Source organism: Pseudomonas taiwanensis (genome assembly GCF_013393345.1).
GTDB lineage: Bacteria > Pseudomonadota > Gammaproteobacteria > Pseudomonadales > Pseudomonadaceae > Metapseudomonas > Metapseudomonas resinovorans_C.
The window spans coordinates 41,856-62,752 of record NZ_QJRF01000033.1 but is presented as its reverse complement, the minus strand read 5'-3'; the positions used below and the strand labels follow the sequence as shown (position 1 = coordinate 62,752).

Annotated in this window: 18 protein-coding genes and 2 pseudogenes; 10 read left to right on the top strand and 10 right to left on the bottom strand. The window is 62.4% G+C overall.

Annotated elements, in window-relative coordinates; all coding sequences use genetic code 11:
* Positions 1 to 41: 41 nt before the first annotated feature.
* Entirely contained in the window at positions 42 to 1,259 is a 1,218-nt protein-coding gene (locus DM872_RS03995; RefSeq protein ID WP_179058241.1) for an MFS transporter, read from the bottom strand.
* A gap of 115 nt (positions 1,260 to 1,374) precedes the next feature.
* Between DM872_RS03995 and DM872_RS03990 the strand changes: the two genes are divergently transcribed.
* Positions 1,375 to 1,992, top strand: a complete 618-nt coding sequence (locus DM872_RS03990) for a TetR/AcrR family transcriptional regulator (protein ID WP_179058240.1) — start codon at positions 1,375 to 1,377, stop codon at positions 1,990 to 1,992.
* Positions 1,993 to 2,232: 240 nt separating this feature from the next.
* Here DM872_RS03990 and DM872_RS30690 read toward each other — a convergent pair.
* The 4 genes and pseudogenes from DM872_RS30690 to DM872_RS03975 all read right to left on the bottom strand — a co-directional run.
* Positions 2,233 to 2,521 (bottom strand): annotated as a pseudogene (locus tag DM872_RS30690) (methyl-accepting chemotaxis protein); the annotation flags it as partial.
* Positions 2,520 to 2,681 (bottom strand): annotated as a pseudogene (locus DM872_RS03980) (IS5/IS1182 family transposase); the annotation flags it as partial. The pseudogenes DM872_RS03980 and DM872_RS30690, both read right to left, overlap by 2 nt.
* 247 nt (positions 2,682 to 2,928) lie before the next feature.
* Positions 2,929 to 3,231: a BPSL0761 family protein gene (locus tag DM872_RS30685; protein ID WP_306296686.1), complete on the bottom strand. Its 303-nt coding sequence runs from the start codon at positions 3,229 to 3,231 to the stop codon at positions 2,929 to 2,931.
* 906 nt (positions 3,232 to 4,137) lie between these two features.
* Entirely contained in the window at positions 4,138 to 5,055 is a 918-nt protein-coding gene (locus tag DM872_RS03975; RefSeq protein ID WP_179058239.1) for a LysR family transcriptional regulator, read from the bottom strand.
* A gap of 105 nt (positions 5,056 to 5,160) precedes the next feature.
* Here DM872_RS03975 and DM872_RS03970 point away from each other — a divergent pair, with 105 nt between their 5' ends.
* The 3 genes from DM872_RS03970 (at position 5,161) to DM872_RS03960 (ending at position 9,047) form a co-directional block, all read left to right on the top strand.
* Positions 5,161 to 6,903, top strand: a complete 1,743-nt coding sequence (locus tag DM872_RS03970; RefSeq protein ID WP_179058238.1) for an amidohydrolase — start codon at positions 5,161 to 5,163, stop codon at positions 6,901 to 6,903.
* 101 nt (positions 6,904 to 7,004) lie between these two features.
* A complete protein-coding gene (locus DM872_RS03965) occupies positions 7,005 to 7,736 on the top strand; it encodes a TorF family putative porin (RefSeq protein ID WP_179058237.1) in 732 nt (243 codons plus the stop codon).
* A 402-nt stretch (positions 7,737 to 8,138) separates the two neighbouring features.
* Positions 8,139 to 9,047 carry a DMT family transporter gene (locus DM872_RS03960; protein WP_179058236.1) on the top strand — a complete coding sequence of 303 codons (909 nt, stop codon included), beginning with the start codon at positions 8,139 to 8,141 and terminating at the stop codon, positions 9,045 to 9,047.
* 137 nt (positions 9,048 to 9,184) lie between these two features.
* Here the strand turns inward: DM872_RS03960 and DM872_RS03955 are convergent, their stop codons facing one another.
* Positions 9,185 to 10,270 carry a polyamine ABC transporter substrate-binding protein gene (locus tag DM872_RS03955; protein WP_179058235.1) on the bottom strand — a complete coding sequence of 362 codons (1,086 nt, stop codon included), beginning with the start codon at positions 10,268 to 10,270 and terminating at the stop codon, positions 9,185 to 9,187.
* Positions 10,271 to 10,480: 210 nt separating this feature from the next.
* Here DM872_RS03955 and DM872_RS03950 point away from each other — a divergent pair, with 210 nt between their 5' ends.
* Positions 10,481 to 12,139, top strand: coding sequence for an MFS transporter (locus DM872_RS03950; RefSeq protein ID WP_179058234.1), 1,659 nt, complete (start codon positions 10,481 to 10,483; stop codon positions 12,137 to 12,139).
* 336 nt (positions 12,140 to 12,475) lie between these two features.
* On the opposite strand, the gene cysK is transcribed toward DM872_RS03950, so the two are convergent.
* Positions 12,476 to 13,450 (bottom strand): cysteine synthase A, encoded by a 975-nt coding sequence (gene cysK / locus DM872_RS03945; RefSeq protein ID WP_179058233.1) that lies wholly within the window; start codon positions 13,448 to 13,450, stop codon positions 12,476 to 12,478.
* 131 nt (positions 13,451 to 13,581) lie between these two features.
* Here cysK and DM872_RS03940 point away from each other — a divergent pair, with 131 nt between their 5' ends.
* From DM872_RS03940 to DM872_RS03920, 5 genes are all read left to right on the top strand, one after another.
* Entirely contained in the window at positions 13,582 to 14,661 is a 1,080-nt protein-coding gene (locus DM872_RS03940) for a DUF748 domain-containing protein (protein ID WP_179058232.1), read from the top strand.
* 164 nt (positions 14,662 to 14,825) lie between these two features.
* Entirely contained in the window at positions 14,826 to 15,671 is an 846-nt protein-coding gene (locus DM872_RS03935) for an AAA family ATPase (RefSeq protein ID WP_179058231.1), read from the top strand.
* Between the two features lie 83 nt (positions 15,672 to 15,754).
* Positions 15,755 to 16,150: a GFA family protein gene (locus tag DM872_RS03930; RefSeq protein WP_179058230.1), complete on the top strand. Its 396-nt coding sequence runs from the start codon at positions 15,755 to 15,757 to the stop codon at positions 16,148 to 16,150.
* Positions 16,151 to 16,181: 31 nt separating this feature from the next.
* Positions 16,182 to 17,360 carry a vWA domain-containing protein gene (locus tag DM872_RS03925; protein ID WP_179058229.1) on the top strand — a complete coding sequence of 393 codons (1,179 nt, stop codon included), beginning with the start codon at positions 16,182 to 16,184 and terminating at the stop codon, positions 17,358 to 17,360.
* Positions 17,361 to 17,440: 80 nt separating this feature from the next.
* Complete coding sequence (locus DM872_RS03920) at positions 17,441 to 17,935, top strand: PaaI family thioesterase (RefSeq protein ID WP_179058228.1); 495 nt, start codon at positions 17,441 to 17,443, stop codon at positions 17,933 to 17,935.
* A 259-nt stretch (positions 17,936 to 18,194) separates the two neighbouring features.
* Here the strand turns inward: DM872_RS03920 and DM872_RS03915 are convergent, their stop codons facing one another.
* The 3 genes from DM872_RS03915 to DM872_RS03905 form a co-directional block, all read right to left on the bottom strand.
* Positions 18,195 to 19,220: a sterol desaturase family protein gene (locus DM872_RS03915; RefSeq protein ID WP_179058227.1), complete on the bottom strand. Its 1,026-nt coding sequence runs from the start codon at positions 19,218 to 19,220 to the stop codon at positions 18,195 to 18,197.
* A 276-nt stretch (positions 19,221 to 19,496) separates the two neighbouring features.
* Entirely contained in the window at positions 19,497 to 20,021 is a 525-nt protein-coding gene (locus DM872_RS03910; protein WP_179058226.1) for a DUF2937 family protein, read from the bottom strand.
* Positions 20,022 to 20,037: 16 nt separating this feature from the next.
* Complete coding sequence (locus DM872_RS03905) at positions 20,038 to 20,811, bottom strand: class II glutamine amidotransferase (RefSeq protein WP_179058225.1); 774 nt, start codon at positions 20,809 to 20,811, stop codon at positions 20,038 to 20,040.
* Positions 20,812 to 20,897 lie beyond the last annotated feature (86 nt).

Below are 20,897 nucleotides of genomic sequence, written 5' to 3'. Positions count from 1 at the left end.
TTCACGGTTACTTGCTCAATAGGCGGACTGAGTGAGCCGCGCTAGGCGGCGTTGACCGAGTCAGAAGGCTGGGGCTGTTGCGGTGACTTGGCGGCCATACACAACAAGCCAAACGCGAGAACCGGAAGAATGGGGAACAACATCAAACCGAGGTGGTAAGAGCCGCCCTTATCGAACACCATCCCCAGCGCGATGGGGCCGACGATGGCGCCAAGCAGGGTGACGGAAAAGGCGCTACCGAAAATCCGCGCATAGGCCAGGCGACCAAAGCGACGGGCAATCAGGTAACCCAGAATATCGATCTCTGCCCCCTGCATCGCGCCAATCAGAAAGCTGGCGGGCAGCGCCCATGTCAGCTGATCCAGTAAGAGCAGGAAACCAACCAACTGGCCGGCGAGGAAAAGCCCGGCGACGGTGCGCGTGTGCAGATGATCCAGCAACACCCCACCTAACAGACGCCCAAACAACGAACCCGCAGAGCCTGCGGCGACGATGCCCGCAATCTGGGCACCAGTAGCCCCCCAATCCGACAGCATCGCCGGCAAGTGAAAGCTGCAACCGACGGCGCCGAACAGAACCAGGACAAATGCACATGAATACAGCCAGAAATCGCCGGTAGCCATGGCACTGCGCAGGGTCAAACCGTCCTGGCTCTGCTGGTTTTTTCCCCCACTACGTTCAGCCTCTGGAATCGGGCCTTTATTGTCACGAACAAAAACCGCGAGATTGACCAGTCCAATGACCAGCGCAATGCCCCCGGCCACCACGAGCGCCTCACGCCAGCCGTGCATTTCGATATGTTGCGAAATCAGGTAGGAGAAGCCTCCAGTGCCGACTGCGAGGCCAGAGGAGGTGATGGCAAACGCCAGCCCGAGATGTTTATCGAACCAGCGTTGAGTCAGGAACAGGAAGGCCGGGTAGCTGGCGAGGTTGCCCAATGCGACACTCATCGCGGTGATGGCAACGAAGGCGCCAAACGAGTGAGCGAGGGACAAGCACATGTAACTCCCACATCCCAGCAGCGTGCCCAACAGCGCAACCCGAGAAGCGCCAAAGCGATCAACCAGATAGCCTGCCAGCGGCATCACCAACGCGTTACACACGGCAGCGGCAGAGAGGATGATGGAAAATTCAGTACGTGACCAAGCGAACTCGCCTGAAACGGACTTCATGAACAGCCCGAGCGGGATCAGCAAGATAGCCGGCGGCGCTATGCTCATCCCCAAAAAACATCCAAACAGTACCGACCAGCGCTTCATGTCTTGTGACCTTGTTGTTGTAATGGCACACGAACGGGCGGCTTGAGCCTATAGTGCTTTGCCATCAAACTCAATGTCTGTTGATATACTGACGACTGACGCATAAGGACTACGTGTGACTGAATCAACCACTCCCCCGCCGCGCCGTGGTCGGCGCCCCGGCCCGAATAGCACTCGCCAGACCGTACTGGACGCGGCGCGCGCTCGGTTTGCCAGTGACGGGTTCGCAGCCACCACAATTCGTGTGGTGGCCGCTGATGCGAAAGTCGACGTGGCACAAGTGATGCAGTTCTTCCGTTCGAAAGACGAACTATTCGCAGCGTCAATGGCTATACCGGTAGCCGCTCTCGATCAATTCAATACGGTTTTCGAAGGGCGAGATGAACACCTTGGCGAGCGCGTGGTGCGAGCTTATCTCAGCGCCTGGGAAGGCAACGGTGAACAGGCGGAACCCCTGATGGCCACGCTGCGTGGGGCGATGGTGAATGAACAGGCACGCGAGCAACTGCGTGATTTCATTCAGTTCAGGCTGCTGGCCGGTGCCGGTAAGCTCCTTGGCCCTGATGCGACGTTGCGAGCGGGCCTGGCTTCGTCGTTGTTGGTGGGGCTTATCGTCAGCCGCAGAATAATTGGTGTGCCGCTGCTGGTTGCGGCGCAGACCGAGGAGTTGGTGTCGATCATCGGGCCGGCTATCCAGGAAATTCTGGTGCCGCGAACGCCCCCGGCAGCGTAAGTTAGCTCGCCGACACGCTGGCTTAAATTATGTGCGGACTCCTCATTCAGGTGGCCCCAGTGATTAATCCCGCGGAACACCGACCCGCTCGATATCGGCGAAGCTTGCGTTCACTAGTGGCTCCTTTCAGCCCGTAGCTGCCCGTGAGCACCGGCAGAAACCGGCCAAGTAAGAATCAGCCCCAAGGCCTTGCCCTCAGGCTGGTAATTTCCGGGTCGGTATGCAGGACGAACACACTTCTTAGCCGCAGAGCCCCATCATCGACTTCGCTTGGCGAGTGGCGTCGGTGGTGCGAATGGCCAAGGGACGGACTTCATCAGCCAACGGCAAAGCCCCGGCCACTCTCTCCGGCTCGTGCAGCCTCAATGTCGGCATTCAATGCCAGCAGGTTAGTCTGCGTGGCGATCCCCTGGATGGAACTCACGATCTCCCCCAACCTTCTCAGGCTGTCATGAAGCACCTGGTGCTGACTCACCTGCGATTTGTGTAGCTCAGCTTCCTCGTGTTGGTTCTGTACGTCGACCAAGGATCGCGTCCCGCGCCTGCTTGGCCATGGCACTCAGTTGGTCGCGGTCGACGCAGTCGTTGATGACCTCGTGCGTCACAATCAGGTGATGTTTGGTGTCGACGGCGGCCTGGACGTTGTAGACAACCAGGCCGGTGCCGCGCGTCATCATCGAGCGCGCATCAACGTGCTTAGCGCGAAGGATGTGAAGAATGTGAAGAATGTGAAGAAGCTTAACTCGTGAGCCTAGGATGGAAGGGTCAGCTTCCGAGAGCACCGGCTCGTCGGCATATAGGCATGTCCTAAACTCCACTACTCTCGGTTGCTTCGCCAGAAGAAGCCATCAACAGGAAGAGTTCGTGGCGTACGAGGTTCAGTTCGCGGCGGAAACTGGTGCTTGTTTCTTGCAGACGGCGTTGAAGCGTGCGCATTTATCTAGGGCGACCTAGCAGGAGAATTGCCAAATTACGGCACCACCTGCGCCACATTCGATGATCAGGTAGAGACCTAGAGGGCTGGTAAGCCAGCGTCGAACTAAAGAAGGGGGAAATGCGGAACCTCACCGGCAGTGCTTCTTCGAACATGCCCTGTAAAAGCACCTCACCTCGAGTTGGGTAGTGCCGCAGCAATTGGACGGCCGTCCTGCGTACCTCTTCGCTGATCGTCGAATCACACTCTAACCGCTTCAGGAACTCGTGTGTCTGGATAACAGCGCGGGTTCGTTCATGAGGCATAGTCATGCAACGATCTCCCCTCGAGGATTTGCTTGCTCTGGGCAAAAAGAAACCCCCTGGTGCGCAGTACGGGATGAAACTCGCCCGAGGCGTGGGGGTTATGGTCGGAGGTCATCCTAACTGAGGCTCACCACACTTTCTACCCAAGGTGACCAGCGATCCTTCTCATACGGAGAAAGCGTCATTTGAACTTCCGGCGAGTCAGCAGGAAGCATTTGAGCTAGATGCACCAACAGGCTGGAGTCAAAGCGGCTCCCATTCGTGAGCCGCAGTGCAAAGTTTGCAGCCTCCTTTGGGGACGCACGGGCAAAAGCGGAGGTCCATAAACGCTGGTCTGCCTCATCGGCATCGCTCGCTGACTGCAGGTACTCGCCGATTTCAATCCTAAGCAGTGGCTGCCTAATGATATGAGTAAGTAACTGTTGAACGCAGGTATATCCAACGGTTGATCCCGTCCTTGCCGCATACGCTAATGTTGACACCTCTCTCTCGGGACGTCGCTAGCTGAGGCTGATCAGGTTATCCCTACCCTGCGGTGGTCGGTTTATCGTGCATCAAGCATGCTGCATCACAAGCCGTGGATAAGCTTTATCTCCTGGGATTTGGTTACAGAATCTTCCCAAGGATTTCGATCACACACGCGTGTCTAGGGATTGACTTCGCCGATAAGGACCGGGTGGCGAGCGTGAGCAAGCGTTTCTAACCCGGGAGAGGTATTCCCTGTGCGTAGGGTGGAAATCGCTCTTCATTTCCACCATCGGTGTGGCACCTGACTCCGACGGTGGATCGTGTGGGGGCGAATTCATTCGCCAAGGAGCACGCAGTGCTCCCTCAGGCGTCAAAGGGCAGTCCTGCGGACTGCTTAGCGAATAGATTCGCCCCCACAGGTAATCTGCATCCACCCCTTCACGCCAACCCGCGCTCCGCAAGAAAACCGGCCAGGTAATCGATAAACGCCAGCACCTTGCCGGTGGCCCGGCGGTGGCTGGGGTAGACCGCAAGGATCTGCGGGCCAAAGGCGTCCGGATCGATTTCGTAGTCGCCCATCAACCGCACCAGGCGGCCGTCGGCGAAGTACGGAGCACCACTCCACAGCGGGACATGGAACAGGCCCGCACCGGCCAGCGCGTTGGCCAGCAGCAAGTCGTAGTTGTCGCTTTCAAGGCGCGGGGCGGCAGGCTGCTGGAGGCTGAGGCGCTGGCCGCTCTTTTCCACCCACCAGTAGGTCCGGCTCAGTGCTGCATGGCGGTAGAGCAGCCAGTCGTGCTGGTCGAGGGTCTCCGGAGTGACCGGCAAGGTATTGCGTGCCAGATAGGCAGGGCTGGCGCAGAGGGCCAGGCGATTGCTGCCGACCACCTTGGCGATCAACCCTGGCAGGTCGCCACGGCCTTCACGCAGCGCCAGGTCGTAGCCGCTTTCCACCAGGTCGACGAAGGCGTCGGACAGGTCCACCCGCAGGCGAATCTGCGGGTACTCGGCGAGGAATCCCACACACACGTCATCGAGAAAGGCCCGGCCGAACGCCAACGGCGCGGTCAGCCGCAGATTGCCGTAAAGACCGTGCTGCAACTGGCCCACTTCCTCGCCCACTTCATGCAGGCGCTGCAGCACCTGGCGCGCGGTTTCCAGGTAGATCCGCCCGGCTTCCGTCAACACCGTGCGCCGGGTGCTGCGCTCGAACAGTCGCACACCGAGTTCTTCTTCCAGATGGCTGACGGCCTTGGTCAGGGCCGAAGGGGTCTTGCCGAGCTGCTCGGCGGCACGGCTGAAACTGCCGAACTCCGCCGTGGCAACGAACATGTTGATGGCACCGAACTTGTCCATGGTTTTTCCATTCAGGAAAAAAGCTTTTGCACGTTTCGGGCGTTCTGCCGCCCCGGTCTAGTCGTTAGTCTCGCTGCCAGATCAATAAAAACAAGAGGTTCACCCATGAAAGGCTTCAAGCCCACGGTGCTGGCACTGGCGCTGGCTTTTTCCTCGATGGAGTCCATGGCAGCCGCCGACCTGGTGCTGCTCAATGGCAAGCTCTACACCGCCGATCCCTCCCGGCCTTCCGCGCAGGCCATGGCGGTGGCGAATGGCAAGGTGCTGAAGGTGGGCAACGATGCCGAGATCAAGGCCCTGGCCGACGCCTCCACCCAGGTCATCGACCTGGCGGGCAAGCGCCTGCTGCCGGGGCTGGTGGACACCCATTCCCACGCCATTTTCGGTGGACTGGAGATGACCTCCGCCAACATGGAAGACGAGGTGGTGGAATCGGTCGAGTTGGAGAAACGCCTGCGCACCTGGCGTGACGATGGCAGCGCCCGCCATGGCGACGTGCTGAATATCGCAGGCATGAGCTCGGCCTATTGGAGCCGCGCGGAGGAACTGCGCCGGATCTTCAATAACGGCGAATGGGCCAAGGTGCCCGTGGTGTTCAGCGGCAGCGACCATCACACCGGCTGGGCCAACCAGGCCATGCTGGATCGCGCTGGCATCGACGCGAAGCTGGTCGCCTCCCTGCCCGAAGCCGAGCGAGGCACCCTGGGCGCCGACAAGGACGGCACACCCAACGGCTTTGCCGTGGATGCCGGTTGGGATCGCATCGCCGCCGCCATGCCGTCGGCCAGTGCCGAGGAAATGCTGCGAGCTGGTGAGGCTGCGGTTAAGTACAACAACAGCCAGGGCATCACCGCCTGGATGGACCCGGCAGCCAACGCCGCGCCGGGTGAAGCGGTGTTCGCCCTCAAGCCCACGGAAAAGACCGTGGGCGTGCTGCCGGTGTACAAGGCTCTGGCCGACAAGGGTGAGCTGAATGCGCATGTCGCCGCCTTGCTGGTGGCCAACCCGAAGAGTCGCCCCGCCGACCTGGATACCCTCGACAAGGTGCGCCAACAGTTCCAGGGCATTCCCAACCTGAGCCTGCCGGGCATCAAGGTCTTCGCCGATGGCGTGCTGGAGTACCCGGCCCAGAGCGCTGCATTGATCGACCCGTACAACAACTCGCAGAAGAAAGGTGAGTTGCTGATCGACCCGGCCCACTTCGGTGAACTGGTCAGCGCGGCCGACGCCCGTGGCTGGCTGGTGCATGTCCACGCCATCGGCGACCGCGCGGTGCGTGAATCCCTCAACGGCATCGAGCAGGCGCGCAAGGATCGCCAGAGCGGCGTCAGCCATTCCATCACCCACCTGCAACTGGTGAACCCCAAGGAGTTCGCACGCTTCAAACCGCTGAACGTGATCGCCTCGATGCAACTACTGTGGGCCTCGGGCGACGACTACACACTGGACCTGGTGAAGCCCTACGTCAGTGCCTTCGCCTTCCGCTACCAGTACCCGGCCCATTCACTGCTGCAACAAGGCGCGACCATTGCCGGTGCCAGCGACTGGCCGGTGTCCTCGCCCAATCCCTGGCAGGCCATCTACCAGGCGGTGACCCGCGACGGGCCCAAAGGCGTGCTCAATGCCGACGAGCGCATCGACCGCGAAACGATGCTCCAGGCCTACACCCTCAACGCCGCCCGCACCATCGGCCTGGAACAGCAGATCGGCTCCCTCGCTCCCGGCAAGCAGGCCGACTTCATCATCCTCGACCGCGACGTGCTCAGCGTCGCCGACAAGGACCTCGCCGAAACCCGCGTCCTCAAGACCTACTTCGGCGGCCGCGAAGTCTTCAACGCCGCTCTCTGACAACAAGCACCACCCGCTCCCGCTCTGCTCCCGCCCCACGGCGGGGGCCGGGCGGAGCCTTGCCCGCATCTGCCAGAACAATCACAACAACGGGTATCCCCATGCGCCGCATCACGCTCCTCGCCCTCACCCTGGCTCCGCTCGCCTGCCAGGCCCTGCAACTCAACGATGACTTTTCCGTGCAAGTCGACCTGGCCGTCCTCAGCGACTATCGCACCCGTGGCATTTCCCAGACCCAGAACGACCCGGCCGCCCAGGCAGGCGCCACACTGATTCACTCCAGCGGCCTCTACGCCGGAGCCTGGACCTCCAACGTGGACTACGGCTTCGGCCTGAAGACCCGCCAGGAAGTCGACTACTACGCCGGCTGGTACTGGCAGGCCACGGATGAGGTGAACCTGGATCTCGGCTACATCAAGTACAGCTATCCGAAGGAGAGCCAGTTCAACCAGAGCGAGGTCTACGCCATCCTCGGTGCCCACGGCTTCAAGCTCGCGGCCTACTACTCCAACGACGCATCGACCGTGTTCGGCGAGGACCAGGATGCCCTCTACAGCTATGTCGGCTACGAGACCCGCCTGCCCCTGGAGGTCGGTCTGGAGCTGCGCTATGGGCGAATGGACTTCAAGGACCCGATGTTTTGGTCCACCAATGGCGACAGCACCGACAGCTACCACGAGTGGGAGGCGAAGCTGACCCGGGACTTCCTCGGCGTCACCTGGGGCCTCTCCTACGTCGACACAGACCTCTCTGAGGCCGAATGCGCCAGTAACTACGGCTTCACCGATGTCTGCACGGCGACCTGGGTGGCGAGCGTGAGCAAAAGCTTCTGACATCTCTTGTGGGAGCGATTTCAATCGCGAAGCGGACCGCAGGTTCGCCCATCGAAACCTCAAGGGGCGGCTATGCCGCCCATTCGCGAATGAATTCGCTCCCACAGTATGTCCACCATCGGTGCCGCACCAGGCTGCGATGGTGGATCGGTGAAGCGTGATCCACCCTACGAACTGAGCAGTGACCCAGCTTTTGTGGGGGCGAATTCATTCGCGATGCAGGTCGAAGACCTGCCTTAGCTCGCTTGGGGCCGCTGCGCGTCCCTCAGCGAATGAATTCGCCCCCACAGAAAAGACAAGCCGTTCCCGCTTCAAACTGTTCCGCCAATTTGAAAGCAAGTTGTGGATTGCGCCGCCTTCCCGGGCGGCGCATCGTGCCGGCTCCACTGCCTGGAGCCTGTCATGAAACCCGCCGATATCGTCCGCCTGCTGAGCCTCGCCGCCATCTGGGGCGCCAGCTTCCTGTTCATCCGCATGCTGGTGCCGGAAATCGGCGCACTGCCGACGGCCTTCCTGCGGGTGCTGCTGTCGGCGATCGGCCTGGCCGTGCTGCTCGCCGTGCTGCGCTCCAACTGGGACTTTCGCGGCAAGCTGGGCAAGACCCTGGTGATCGGCATCGTCAGTTCCGGGGTTCCGGCAGCCATGTATGCCCTGGCGGCCAAGGTGCTGCCGGCCGGCTACTCGGCGATCTTCAATGCGACGACGCCACTGATGGGCGTATTGATCGGGGCGTTGTTCTTCAGCGAAAAACTCACCGGCAGCAAGGCCCTTGGCGTACTGATGGGCCTGGCCGGCGTGGGGGTGCTGACCCGCACCGGTCCCGTCGCCTTCGATGCCCAACTGCTCTGGGGGGCGGCTGCCTGCCTGGTGGCGACCACCTGCTATGGCTTTGCCGGCTTCATGACCAAGCGCTGGATTACCGAGGCCGGCGGCATGGACAGCGGGATGGTGGCCCTCGGCTGCCAGATCGGCGCCACCCTCTGCCTGGTGCCGGTATTCGCCTGGGATGCGCCGAGCATGCCACTGGCACCGCTCATGCAACCGGGCACCTGGCTGGCCCTGGCCGCCCTGGGGTTCATCTGCACCTCGTTCGCCTACATCCTCTACTTCCGCCTGATCGCCAATGTCGGTCCGGTGAAGACCATGACCGTGACCTTCCTGATCCCGCCGTTCGGCGTGTTCTGGGGCGTGCTGCTGCTCGATGAGTCGGTGTCGATGGCGCACCTGCAAGGCGGCGTGCTGATCGCCCTGGCGCTGTGGCTGGTGCTCAAGCCGGCGGCGGAACCGGCTGCGGCGAAATCGGCGGGGTAAGGCCCAGCCGGAATCCTTTTTTAACCTGTGGGGGCGAATTCATTCGCTATGGGCTGCGCAGCAGCCCCCTTGGCAGGCCTACGGCCTGCTTTGCGAATGAATTCGCCCCCACAAGGTGATTTCAGGCGCGCACGTGATCAACGCCCCGTCTTGATCGCACTCCACACACGGGTCCGTACGCGGTCGATCTTTGGCGGCATGGACTCCAGGGCGAATAGGTTCTCCATCACGTCGGCCGGCGGGTAGATGGCCGGGTCGGACTTGATTTCGGCCTCCACCAACGAATCGGCCGCGGCGTTGCCGTTGGCGTAATGCACCGAGTTGCTGATGCCGGCCATCACGTCCGGGCGCAACAGGTAGTTGAGGAACGCATAGCCAGCCGCCTCATCGGGTGCATCGGCGGGCATGGCGACCATGTCGAACCACATGGGCGAGCCTTCCTTCGGCGTCGAGTACTGGATGTTCACACCGTTCTTGGCTTCCTTGGCACGCGTGGCGGCCTGCAGGATGTCGCCGGAGAAGCCGACCGCCACGCAGATATCGCCGTTGGCCAGGTCGCTGACGTACTTCGAGGAATGGAAGTAGGTGATGTACGGACGCACCTTCATCAGCTCGGCTTGCGCCGTCTTGTAATCCTCGGGCTTCTGGCTGTGGTGCGGCAGGCCCAGGTAGTTGAGGGTGATGGGCAGCAGCTCCGGGCCGTTGTCGAGCACGGCGACGCCGCACTTGGCGAGCTTCTCCATGTTCTCCGGCTTGAAGAACAGGTCCCAGGAGCCCACCGGGGCGTTTTCGCCCAGCACGGCCTTCACCTTGTCGACGTTGTAGCCGATGCCGGTGCTGCCCCAGAGGTAGGGGAAGCCGTACTGGTTGCCCGGGTCGTTCACTTCCAGCGCCTTGAGCAGCACCGGGTTGAGGTTCTTCCAGTTGGGCAACTGGCTCTTGTCCAGCTTCTTCAGCGCGCCGGCCTGGATCTGCTTGGCCATGAAGTGGTTGGAGGGTACCACCACGTCGTAGCCGGATTGACCGGTCATCAGTTTGCCGTCGAGGGTCTCGTTGCTGTCGTAAACGTCGTAGCTGGCCTGGATACCGCTTTCCTTGCTGAAGTTGGCGACGGTGTCCGGGGCGATGTACTCGCTCCAGTTGTAGATCTTCACCGTATCGGCCGCCTGGGCGGCGGCGGACATGGCCAGCGTCAGAAGGAGGGGCGCGAAGGAACGTGTCATTGTCGTTGTGTCCTGGCTGCTTGTGGATCGAGACCCCGTCATGCGGGGCTTCCAGCTTCTCCATCAGCGCCGCCAGTGACAATGCGCGGCAAGTCCCAGCGTGCCCGCGAGGAAGCCTGATCCAGCGCAAAACCGGGCCATGGACGGCGTCTACACTTCTGCCTTGACCGGCCCGCCTGCCCGGGGCCGCGCATTGCAAGGATGGTCGCCATGCTCCAATCCGTCTCGCCAAAGAACGATCTCCCCCTCGACACCGAACCTGAAGCCCCTTCACGCAAGGGCCTGTTCAGCCCCTTCACGATTGCCGCCTTCCGCATCATCTGGATCGCCAACCTGTTCGCCAACCTGGGCACCTGGGCGCAATCGGTGGCCGCCGCCTGGGTCGTCACCGAGGCCCAGGCCAGCCCCTTGCTGGTGGCGATGATCCAGGTCGCCTCGGCGCTGCCCCTGGTGCTGATGTCGATCCTCTCGGGCGTGCTGGCGGACAACCATGACCGGCGCAAGATCATGCTCGCCGGACTCTGTTTCGAGATGAGCGGCGCGATCTTCCTCAGCGCCATCGCCTTCCTCGGTTACCTGGACCCGATCCTGCTGATCGTCTCCATCCTCTGGATCAGCATCGGCGGCGCCATCACCATCCCTGCCTGGCAGGCGGCCGTGAGCGAACAGGTGCCGGGCGAGATGCTGGGCAATGCGGTGCTGCTCAACAGCGTCAACTACAACGTCGCCCGCGCCGCCGGTCCGGCCCTGGGCGGGCTGATGCTCAGCGCAGTGGGTCCGGCCTGGGTATTCCTGTTCAACTGCCTGTGCTACCTGGCGCTGATCGGTGCGATCTGGCAATGGCGCCGCGACATCCCCGCCCGCGCCCTGCCGCCCGAAGGCCTGATGCAGGGGGTGGTGGCGGCATTGCGCTTCACCCAGTACTCCAGCGTCACCCGCCTGGTGATGCTGCGCTCGTTCTCGTTCGGCATTTCCGCCAGCGCCGTCTGGGCACTGCTGCCGCTGCTGGCGCACCGCAATCCGGATGGCGACGCCGCAGTGTATGGCTACATGCTCGGCGCACTGGGACTGGGCGCCATCAGCGGCAGCCTGCTGGTCAATCGAGGACGCCTGCTGATCGGCACCAGCAAGCTGATCAGCCTCGCCGGCCTGGTATTCGGTGTAGTGATGCTGGCGCTGGGCTCTCTGGACAGCCTCTGGGTGATCTTCCCTGCCCTGCTGGTGGGCGGCATCTGCTGGATCGCGGCGGTGGCCAGTTACAACTCGGCGGTGCAGATTCTGGTGCCGGATTGGGTCAAGGCCCGTGCCCTGGCGCTGTACCAGACCGCGATCTACGGCGGCCTGGCGCTCGGCTCGTACCTCTGGGGCCACCTGGCGGAAAGCATGGGCGTAAAGGGCGCGCTGTTCAGCGCCGGCTGCCTGATGATCGCCTGCGCCTTCCTGCTCTACCCGCGTCGCCTGCCGGAGCTGGACGCCTCGAGCATCGCCCATGCCGACAGTCCGCAGCCCGGCCAGCCGAGCTTCGCCTTCGACCCGGACCGAGGCTCCGTGCTGGTGACCATCGAATACCGCATTCCCCAGGAGCGCACCCGCGACTTCGTCCGCGCCAGTCGCCCGCTTCGCCGCCTGCGCCTACGCAACGGCGCCGAACGCTGGGCGCTCTATCGCGATGCCAGCGAGCCGGAGCTGTGGCAGGAAACCATGGTGGTGGAGAACTGGCTGCAGCACCTGCGGATGCTCGATCGCCTGACCATCGCCGACAAGGCGATCATCGACAACCTGACCATGCTGCACGAAGGCGATGGCCCACCCCGCGTGCGCCACGGGGTTAGCTATGAATCGGGGAGCTACGAAACAGCGCAGTCGTAGGTTGTGGCAGAGCGCAGCGAAGCCCAACGGTGCGAGGCCTACCACCTGAACGTTGGGCCTCGCTGAGCTCGGACCAACCTACTGTCGCAACTCCCGCGAACAGGACCTTGTGTAGGTTGTGGCGGGCGGCGTTCCGTCAGAGCGCAGCGAAGCCCAACAGTGCGAGGCCCACCCTCTGAACGTTGGGCCTCGCTTAGCTCGGACCAACCTACTGTTGCAGTTCCTGCTCAGGAGCTCACGTAGGTTGTGGCGGGCGGCGTTCCGTCAGAGCGCAGCGAAGCCCAACAGTGCGAGGCCCACCCTCTGAACGTTGGGCCTCGCGGGGCTCGGACCAACCTACTGTTGCAGTTCCTGTTCGGTGAACAGGCCGTCGAACAGCATGCTGGAAAGATAGCGCTCGCCCGAGTCAGGCAGGATCACCACGATGGTCTTGCCCTGCATTTCCGGACGCTCCGCCAGGCGTGCGGCCACCGCCATGGCGGCGCCGGAAGAAATACCGCAGAGGATGCCTTCCTCGCGCATCAGACGCAGGGCCACGGCCTTGGCATCGTCGTCGGTGCACTGCTCGACGCGATCGACCATGGTCAGATCAAGGTTCTTCGGCACGAATCCGGCACCAATGCCCTGGATCTTGTGCGGGCTCGGCTTCACCTCCTCGCCGGCCAGGGTCTGGCTGATGACCGGGGAATTCACCGGCTCCACGGCCACGGACAGGATTGGCTTGCCGCAGGTCTGCTTGATGTAGCGCGACACGCCGGTGATGGTGCCACCAGTACCCACGCCCGCCACCAGCACATCCACCGCACCCTCGGTGTCATTCCAGATTTCCGGGCCGGTGGTCTTCTCGTGGATGGCTGGGTTGGCCGGGTTCTCGAACTGTTGCAGCAGCAGGTACTGCTCAGGGTTGGCGTTCGCCAGTTCGCTGGCCTTTTCGATCGCGCCCTTCATGCCCTTGGCCGGTTCGGTCAACACCAGTTCGGCGCCCAGGGCCTTGAGTACCTTGCGGCGCTCCAGGCTCATGGACGACGGCATGGTGAGGATCAGCTTGTAGCCACGCGCGGCGGCGACGAAGGCCAGGCCGATGCCGGTGTTGCCGGAGGTGGGCTCCACCAGGGTCATGCCGGGCTTCAGCCGACCCGACGCTTCCGCATCCCAGATCATGCTGGCGCCAATGCGGCACTTCACCGAGTACGCGGGGTTGCGTCCCTCGATCTTCGCGAGAATGGTCACGCCTCGCGGCCCCAGGTGGTTGATGCGAACCAGCGGGGTGTTGCCGATGGCTTGCGAGTTATCTGCGTAGATACGGCTCATTGATCCTGTCCCTAGTGCTTGGGGTCGATTGAAAGCTGGGGAGCGTATGCCCGCCAGCCATGTCAGTCCAGCCGAACTCATGCCGCGCGGGCGCAGTCCACTGCAAAAGAGGCCCCCCCGGCGCTAGCCCCATGAAACGACGCTTCAGCTTGACCCTTGGCGCGACCCTGGCCCTCCTCCTGCTACTGGTGGTGGCCCATCTCGCCCTGCCCGTGCTGATCCGCAACTATCTGAATGACCGGCTCGCCGCCATGGGCGAGTACCACGGCCAGATAGCCGACGTCGACCTCGCCTGGTGGCGCGGTGCCTATCGCATCAATGGACTGTCCATCGTCAAGGTTGGCGGCAAGGTGCCGGTGCCTTTCCTGGACGCACCGGGCATCGACCTGGCGGTGAGCTGGCACTCGCTCTGGTATGACCACGCCGTGGTCGCCCAGGTGGTCTTCGAGGCGCCTGAATTGAACTTCGTCGATGGCGGCGCCAACAAGGAAGAATCCCAGACCGGCGCCGGCACCGACTGGCGCGACCAGTTGAATAAACTACTGCCCATCACCCTCAACGAAGTGCGGGTAGTGAACGGCCGCATCTCCTTTCACAACTTCAAATCCAGGCCCAAGGTGGACATCGAAGCCACCGAGGTGAACGCCAGCATCTACAACCTGACCAACGTCACCGACAGCAAGGGCGAGCGTGTGGCGCGACTGGAAGGCAAGGCGAAGGTCCTGGGGAATGCACCGCTGGAGGTCGAGGCGACCTTCGATCCGTTCAAGGACTTCGATGACTTCGAGTTGCGCCTGCGCGCCCGCAAGATCGACCTGCCGAAGCTCAACGACTTCTCCCGTGCCTACGGCAAGTTCGACTTCAAGTCCGGCACGGGCGACCTCGTTATCGAAGCGCGAGCCGACAACGGCCAGCTCAGCGGCTATGTGAAGCCGCTGCTGCACAACGTCGATGTGTTCGACTGGGAACAGGACGTGGAAAACACCGAGAAGGGCTTCTTCCGTTCCCTCTGGGAAGCCCTGGTAGGCGGCGGCGAAACCGTGCTGAAGAACCAGCAGCGCGACCAGTTCGCCACCCGCGTGGAACTGCGCGGCAATATCCATCGCAAGGACGTCAGCGCCATCCAGGCCTTCCTGGGCATACTGCGCAACGCCTTCATCGAGGCCTTCACCGCCCGCTTCGAACTGGCACCGCCCAAGCGCAACGACTAGCCCGCCATGACGATTGCGCCAATACAGACGAGTGACCGCCCATTCAGTGACTGAATGAATCGTCTGCGTTCACAGTCGACTCATGCGCGCGTTATAGTCAGCCCTTTCCCAAATACTGAACCGTCCGGTATTCCAACCGGAGTCTCACGTCCGAGGATTTACTGATGAAGTTCGAAGGCACCCAGTCCTACGTCGCCACCGACGACCTCAAGCTCGCGGTGAACGCCGCCATCACCCTGCAGCGCCCGCTGCTGGTCAAGGGCGAACCGGGTACCGGCAAGACCATGCTGGCCGAACAACTGGCCGCCGCTTTCGGCGCCAAGCTGATCACCTGGCACATCAAGTCCACCACCAAGGCGCACCAGGGCCTGTACGAATACGACGCGGTGAGCCGCCTGCGCGATTCCCAGCTGGATTCCGACAAGGTCCACGACGTTCGCAACTACATCAAGAAAGGCAAGCTGTGGGAGGCATTCGAGTCCGACGAGCGCGTCATCCTGCTGATCGACGAAATCGACAAGGCCGACATCGAGTTCCCCAACGACCTGCTGCAAGAACTCGACAAGATGGAGTTCTACGTTTACGAGACCAACGAGACGATCAAGGCCAAGCAGCGCCCGATCATCATCATCACCTCGAACAACGAGAAGGAACTGCCGGACGCGTTCCTGCGCCGCTGCTTCTTCCACTACATCGCCTTCCCGGATCGCGACACCCTGCAGAAGATCGTCGACGTGCATTACCCGAACATCAGCAACTCGCTGGTGGCCGAGGCGCTGGACGTGTTCTTCGATGTGCGCAAGGTCCCGGGCCTGAAGAAGAAGCCCTCCACCTCCGAACTGGTGGATTGGCTGAAGCTGCTGATGGCCGACAACATCGGCGAAGCCGTGCTGCGCGAGCGCGACCCCACCAAGGCCATCCCGCCGCTGGCAGGCGCCCTGGTGAAGAACGAGCAGGACGTGCAACTGCTGGAACGCCTGGCTTTCATGAGCCGCCGCGCCAGCCGCTGATCATCACCGTAGGATCGAGCTTGCTGCCCCGTTCGCGAGCAAGCTCGCTCCTACGGGATAGCGCTTAGGGAGAGGATGTAGCCATGCACCACGGCAGTTGCCTGTGCGGCGCGGTGAAATACGAGATCGACGCGCCCATCGAATCCGCCACCCACTGCCATTGCAGCCAGTGCCGCAAGGCCCATGGTGCGGCGTTCGGCACCTACTTCACCGTGCGCTGGAGCAATTTCCGCTGGGTGCAGGGTGAGGATGTCGTGGCCAAGTTCCACTCCTCCCCCGGCGTGACCCGGACCTTCTGCCAGCAGTGCGGTTCCACCCTGCAGTGGTACAGCCAGAATGCCGGCCCCGATTGCGTTGGCGTCGCGCTCGGCACGCTGGATTCCGCGCTAGGTGAAATCCCGCAGTCGCACATCTACACAGATTCCAAGGCCGACTGGTACGTGATCGCCGACGGCCTGCCCCAGGAGTCCCGCTCCTGAGGCCTTACCGATAAACAACGAGGGTGCAGCCATGCTGCTCAACCTGTTCAACGAAATGCGCGCAGCCAAGGTGCCAGTCTCGGTCCGTGAGCTGCTGGACCTGATCAACGCGTTGAAGCACAACGTGGTGTTCGCCGACATGGACGAGTTCTACTTCCTCGCCCGCACGGTGCTGGTCAAGGACGAGCGCCATTTCGACAAGTTCGACCGTGCCTTCAGCGCCTACTTCAAGGGCCTGGAAAAGCTCGACGACTACCTCCAGGCGCTGATTCCCGAGGAATGGCTGCGCAAGGAGTTCGAGCGCATGCTGACCGACGAGGAAAAGGCGCAGATCCAGACCCTGGGCGGCCTCGACAAGCTGATCGAAGAGTTCAAGAAGCGCCTGGAAGAGCAGAAGGAACGCCACGCCGGCGGCAACAAGTGGATCGGCACCGGCGGCACCAGCCCCTTCGGCTCCGGCGGCTTCAACCCCGAAGGCATCCGCGTGGGCGATGCCGGCAAGCGCCAGGGCCGGGCCGTCAAGGTCTGGGACCAGCGCGAGTACAAGAACCTCGACGACCAGGTGGAGCTCGGCACCCGCAACATCAAGGTCGCCCTGCGCCGCCTGCGCAAGTTCGCCCGCGAAGGCGCGGCGGAAGAACTGGATCTGGAAGGCACCATCGACCACACCGCGAAGGATGCCGGCCTGCTCAACATCCAGATGCGCCCAGAACGCCGCAACACCGTGAAGCTGCTGCTCCTGCTGGATATCGGCGGCTCCATGGACGCCCACGTGAAGGTCTGCGAAGAACTCTTCTCCGCGTGCAAGACCGAGTTCAAGCACCTGGAGTACTTCTACTTCCACAACTTCGTCTACGAGTCGGTGTGGAAGAACAACCTGCGCCGCACCTCCGAGCGCACCTCCACCCTCGACCTGCTGCACAAGTACGGTCCGGACTACAAAGTGGTCTTCGTCGGCGATGCCGCCATGGCCCCCTACGAAATCACCCAGGCCGGCGGCAGCGTCGAACACTGGAACGAAGAGCCGGGCTACGTCTGGATGAAACGCTTCATGGAGAAATACAAGAAGCTCATCTGGATCAACCCCTACCCCAAGGACACCTGGAACTACACCTCGTCCACCAACATCGTCCGCGAGCTGATCAACGAGCAGATGTTCCCGCTGACCCTGCAGGGGTTGGAGGATGGGATGAAGTTTCTGTCGAAATGAGAACGGGCCCTGCGGGGCCCGTTCTGCTTTGTTGCCAAAGCCGCTAGGCTTGGCGCGTATTTCTTCGAGACGAGCCGATCATGCAAGACAACTCCCTGCAGGACATCGCCGCGCCGGACGGCGTCTGTTATGGCTGTGGCGGCCGCAACCATCACGGGCTGCAAATCAAGAGCCGCTGGCACGAGGACGGCGTACACGTCGTGGCCGAACACGTGCCGGATGCCAAGTACTGCGGCTGGCCGGACCTGGTGTATGGCGGACTGATCGCCATGCTGGTGGACTGCCACTCCAACTGGACCGCCATGGCCTACCACTACCGTGCAGAAGGCCGCGAGCCGGGCAGCCTGCCGCGTATCGAGTGCGTCACCGGCAACCTCGGTATCAAGTTCATCAAACCGACCCCCATGGGCGTGCCGCTGCTGCTGCGCGCCCGGCTTGAGGGGGATGCAGGTCGCAAGACCCGGGTGATCTGCGAGGTCTATGCGGGGGAACTGCTGACCGCCGTTGGCGATTCCGTCTTCGTGCGGGTAGACCCCGGGCAACTGGCCGCTTTGGCCCACGGCCGCGAGTCTTGAGCAGCGCGGGAGCCCAACCGAGCATCAGCCATACGTAGCGCTTGCAATAGCCCCTCTCACGGATAAGAAACCTGCCCTGTAAATCGGAACGCTCGCCAAGTTGACCGGCTGCACACCCAAGGCGATCCGTTTGTATGAGGAACTGGCCGAGCGTTCCGTTCTTCTTCCCGCCGTATCGAACGGCGCTAGCGAAGCATCCCACGCTGGCCGAGCCGGCGAAGTTGGCTAAAAGGAGCCAACGTCAAAGCGCGGGTTCGGCTCAGCCGTTGCGCAGCGGAAATCGCTGCGGGTGCTTCACCCTGGCGATCTTGCGCGCGGTATCCACGAATGGAGTGACGATCAGGCTGTAGATCGTCAGGTAGCGGTCATGGTCCTTTTCCAGAGTACCGAAGCGAAGGTCCTCGGGCCTGGAGCTGGTGACGTAGAGGGTGCCGAACATCCAGTCCCAGAGTGACAGGTTGGTGCCGAAGTTCTTGTTGAAGTGCCTGGGGGCGTCGCTGTGGTGGATCTGGTGTTGAGCCGGGCTGTTCAGCACATGCTCGACCACAGAACCGAACGACAGCCAGACATGGCTGTGACGCAGATTCGCCGCCAGGGCATTGCAGATGAACACCAGGTAGGTAACGCCGAACAGGGTATAGCGGCTGATCTCGCCGCCGCAGGCGTACCAGAACGCGCCAACGTAGAGGCCGAGAACCACGCCGGAGGCCAGCTTCTCGACGATCTTCTCAACGAAGTGGACCCGGCTCGCGGTCGCCGGCACCAGTACGGGCGCCGAGTGGTGGACCTTGTGGAAGGCCCACAGCCAACGGGAATGGAAGGCCCGGTGAGCCCAGTAGTGGACGAAGTCCTTCACCAGGAATACGCCCAGCCCGAAGAGCAGGGAAAGCCCGAGGTTCTCGCCCAGTTGCGGGCGAGCGCCCCAGAGGTTGGTAAAGAAGGCGATGTAGTCCCCGGAACGGAGTATGAGCGGGTCGACCAGACCGACGATGGGCAATACCAGGACGACCTTGAGGATGGCGCGGACGAAGTAGTAGCGGTAGTCGAGCAGCGCCGAGCGGTGGAAGTACACCCGGCGACCGCCGATGAACTGCCAGAAGGAACTCGCCTCGGTAAGGCCACGATGCTTCCTGACGCGGAACAGCGTGTAGGCGATGCCGTAGGAAATACCGAGAAACAGCACGCCGAAGCGACCATTCAGGTCGAAGATGCCGGCGAACTGGTCGCTGACGGGCCCGATCACCCACTCGGACAGGCGCTCATGGAGGTGCAAGAGAACATCCATGAATGGCTGGCCTCAATCTAAGGGACGGGCATATTAAATCAAGATAGGAATCATCTACGAATCCGCCTTGTTCGCATTGTGTCCAAGCGACCACCGGCACGCGTCAGCCGATGCAGCGCCCGAGCGAATTCATTGGCTATGTCTGCGTTAGCTGTTGCCAGAGATCGGCCATCGGTCCAGGGGCCTTGTAGGAGCTAGCTTGCTAGCGAAACGGGGCCATTCGCTGGCAAGCCAGCTCCTACGGGCAATGCAGCCAAGGCCGAACGCGTGCGGGACTCAGAGCCTGTGTCGCTGCTGTACCTTGCGACTGCGGCCGATGCCGGCTGCGGCGCCGATGAGCAGGAGGATGCTTTCCACCACCCAGGCCAGCAGCAATCCAGCGCCAAGGCCCCAGGCAATGGCATCTGGCTTGAGCAGGAGCTGATAGCTATAGGCTGCGAGAGTTTCCTGGCGCAGCTCGCGGTTGGCGGTGGCCAGGACGTGCCAGGCGCGCTGGTACCAGGGCCCCTGCAAAGCCTGCCATTCCCGTTGCATCAACTCATTGCGGACCACAAGGTGGGCGATGCTGTCGGCGTCGCTGCGCATTACCGGGTCGTCGCTGGCGCGGTAGTGGGCCACCAGCGCCGCCAGGTCGCCCTGGAAGAAGCGCTGGGCGGTTTCGCGGAAGCCCTTCAGCCCCTGCTCCGCTTCCAGCCGATGGGCGTCGACACGCTGGGAGTAGTCCTCGATGAAGCCCGGCACCTGAACACCGATCAGCAGCCCGAGGGTGAAGAGGACCAGGCGCAGGTAGCTTCGCAACATTCCCTGTTTCTCCGTATCAGGTCCGGCCCTGGGTGATGATCTCGCCACGGCGCCAGAGTATCCACTCGCCTGGCTGGTAGATGTTCCAGGTTTCGTTGTCGGTCAGGGGCTCGGTGGCGATCACCGTGACCACGTCGTTGGGCGTGGTTTCGGCCTGGAAGTCCACGGTGAGGTCGGCGTCCTTCAGGCGTGCCGGGCCGAAAGGCGCGCGGCGGGTGATGTGGGCGAGCTTGGTGGAACAGAAGCTGAACAGCCAGTCGCCGTCGCTGAGCAGGCAGTTGAACACGCCCTTCTGGCGATACTCGAAGCAGGCCTGGATCAGCACCGGCAGGAGGATTTCCGCCATCACCGGTTCAGGGAAGGCTCCGCGCACGCGGTTCAGCAGATCGCAGAAGGCGGCTTCGCTGTCGGTATCCCCTACCGCGCAGTAGAAGCCCTTCGGCGGCTCGAAGCCCGCCAGTTGGCCGTTATGCGCAAAGCACCAGTTGCGCCCCCAGAGCTCACGCACGAAGGGGTGGGTATTGGACAGGCAGACCTTGCCGACGTTGGCCTGGCGGATATGGCCGATCACGGTTTCGCTCTTGATCGGGTAGCGCTGCACCAGGCGCGCCACTTCGGACTCGACGCTCGCCGACGGCTCCTGGAACAGGCGCAGACCACGTCCCTCATAGAATCCTATGCCCCAGCCGTCGCGGTGCGGGCCTGTGCCGCCGCCACGCTGCATCAGGCCGGTGAAGCTGAAAACGATATCGGTGGGTACGTTGGCGCTCATGCCGAGCAATTCGCACATGGTTCAGGACTCTGGCGTCAGGCGTTCTGGGGGTGGGAAGACTTTCCGGGCCGGGAAGTCGATCAGGGCGTTCCGGGCCGGGGTGG